This window comes from Lysobacter enzymogenes, assembly GCF_017168095.1.
GTDB classification, from domain to species: Bacteria; Pseudomonadota; Gammaproteobacteria; order Xanthomonadales; family Xanthomonadaceae; genus Lysobacter; species Lysobacter enzymogenes_D.
This window is the reverse complement of record NZ_LXSD01000354.1, coordinates 1-2,411: the sequence shown is the minus strand read 5'-3', so window position 1 is coordinate 2,411 and position 2,411 is coordinate 1. Positions and strand designations below refer to the sequence as shown.

At 70.7% G+C, this 2,411-nt stretch carries 2 protein-coding genes; both read right to left on the bottom strand.

Annotation, left to right across the window (positions count from 1 at the left end; all coding sequences use genetic code 11):
- Positions 1-269: hypothetical protein (locus tag A7A76_RS13585; protein ID WP_206411685.1), on the bottom strand; the 269-nt coding region annotated here is incomplete at its 3' end.
- 55 nt (positions 270-324) lie between these two features.
- The gene (locus tag A7A76_RS13580) at positions 325-2,037 is read right to left on the bottom strand and encodes an endonuclease (RefSeq protein WP_241200936.1); all 1,713 of its coding nucleotides are present in this window, start codon (positions 2,035-2,037) and stop codon (positions 325-327) included.
- Positions 2,038-2,411 lie beyond the last annotated feature (374 nt).

Here is a 2,411-nt window from a genome sequence, read left to right as displayed (position 1 = left end):
CCGTAGTTGCGCATCCGCGTTCGCGGCTCGCGCCGCTCCTGCAGTCGGATACGAAACCGGCCGAGCCCCTGTAGGAGCGACGCAAGTCGCGACCGCGCCAACGCACCTGCGACGAAATCCGCCAGGCCCTCGGCCGCAACGGCAACCTCCTGCCAGCACAGGACGCCGCGGCCGTGCGCGAGCCGGCCTCGCGCGAAGCCGCGAGTCCCGACAATCGCAGGCCATCGCCGGCGGCGCGAAAGCCCTGCGCAAAAAACGAACGCCCGCATCGCGCGGGCGTCCGTCGTCGACAGCGCTCCGCGACCCGCGCAGCGCGAGCTTCGCTCAGGGAATCAACTGGCAATTCGCCGGCTTAGCCGAGGTGAACAGCGACGAGGTCGCCCACTCCGGGTGGTCGATGAACGGGTTGCGGTTGCCCTGGAAGCTGTAGATCACCTCGTTGCGCGCCTTCTCCGCCGCGTCCGGCGGGTCGGCCTGGTGCCACTGCAGCAGGGTGCTGAGCAGGCCCATGTAGGCCGGCGAGGACGAGGTGATGACGATCTTGCTGCGGTCGTCGGTGAGCTCCAGGTCCGGCTCGCTCTGCCCGGTGTTGGCGTCGCTGCCGCCTTCGTAGCGGATCGCCATGTACATCACCGCGCGCGCCATGTCGCCCTTGCGATGGCCCCACACCTCGAACGAACCGGCGTTGCCGTCGGGCGTCTTGAACCAGTTCGAATTGCCCGGGTACGCGCCGCTGCCGCCGCCGTAGCCGCCGTTGGCCTCGGTGACGCGCTCGCCGCAGCCGCTGCTGAGCGAGCAGTTGGCGTAGGGCTTGTTGCCGCGGTCGGCGTTGTAGGCCGAATCGGTGAGGTACAGCATGTGGGTGTCGGTGTACGGCGCGTTCGGCAGGCCCTTGTTGCCGGTCGCGGTGCCGAAGCCCAGCGAGTTCGGCCAGCTGTGCTCGCGGTTGTACTTCAGGCCGCTGCCGCTGCCGGCGCGGTCGGTGACCTTGACGAAGCTGCGGTTGCGGTAGGCGTCGAGGATGCGGCCGGAGTTGTTGGGATCCTCGTCGGCGATCTCCAGGATGCTCCAGGTGTTGGTGGTGCCGCCGCTGTACGGATAGACCGTGTGGCCCTTGATCGTCTCGTGCAGCGAGCAGCGCAGCTGGCTGGCGCTGGAGGTGTTGACGTGGCTGTAGTAGCCCGTCGGCGTGCCGCCGCCGCCGGCGACGTTGAAGTTGACCACGGTGTTGGCGGCCGGCGCGAGCCCGCCGCTGTCGCTGACCTTGCTCGCCACCACGGTGAAGGTGCAGGCCTCGCCGGCGTGCAGCGCGGTGCCGGTGGAGGCGGTGACGCTGGTGCCGCTGGCAGGGTAGGTCAGCGCCACCGCGCCGGAGGTCGCGCACTGCAGGGTCAGCGCGCCGGCGGCCAGGTTCACCGCTTCGCTGAAGACGACCGACAGATCGCCGGCGGCCGGGAAGGTGGTGGCGCCGGCGGCGGGAACGGTCGAGGTCACGCTCGGCGGCGTGTTGGCCGGCGCGCCGCTGAAGGTCTGGCCGTTGTTGCAGGCGCCGAAGGTCTCGGCGGCGGAGTTCTGCCAGCCGAAGTTCGAATACTGGCTGCCGTTGCCCGACAGCTGCAGCGAGGTGCCGGCGGCGGTCGAACCGGATTCGGACACCGGCAGGTTGACGCTGGTCTTGCCCGAGGCGGCGCCGCCGCTGGCGGTGATCTGGCCTTCATAGCTCAGGAACTGGACCACGTTGCCGGCGTCGTCGACCAGGGCGAAGCCGTCGTTGGGGCCGTTCTGCAGGCCGTTGGTGGGGTAGCTCACGGTGGCGATGCGCACCGTGCCGCCGCAGGTCACCAGGCTGCCGGCCGGGACCGGGTCGCTGTCGTACTGCACCGCCGCCGACGGCGTGGCGCCGTTGTACAGCACGATGCGGTAGTCGCTGAGGGTCTCGCCGGCGGTGGCCACGACCTCGATGCGCTCGCCGACGTCGCCGGAGGCGGTGGCGTCGTCGTAATGGAATTCGTTGACGAACACCGCCGCCGACGCCATCGACGGCAGCAGCGCGGCGATCGCCAGCGAGAGGACGCCGGCGCGGCGCGCGCAAACATTGCGCACGGACTCGGCGCGCGCGGACACAGCGAGGGAACAGCCAGAAACTGACTTGCGCATCAAACGGCTCCTTGTGGATGACGCCGGGCGGCCGCGTGCGGAACGCGGCGGCGCATCGGCGGGGGAAGACGCGCCCTCCCCAGGACGCGCGTTCGAGTCTAGAAGGCCTTTGTGACACCGCCCGCGACCGGCGGCCAGCGGCGGACAGGAAAAACGCGACCCGGGTCGCGCAATGGCGAATCGGCCTGCGACCGCGGGCACGGCCCGCGCGCGCCGGCGGTCACGCGCCGCCGCGGGCCTTGCCCAGCGCGCGG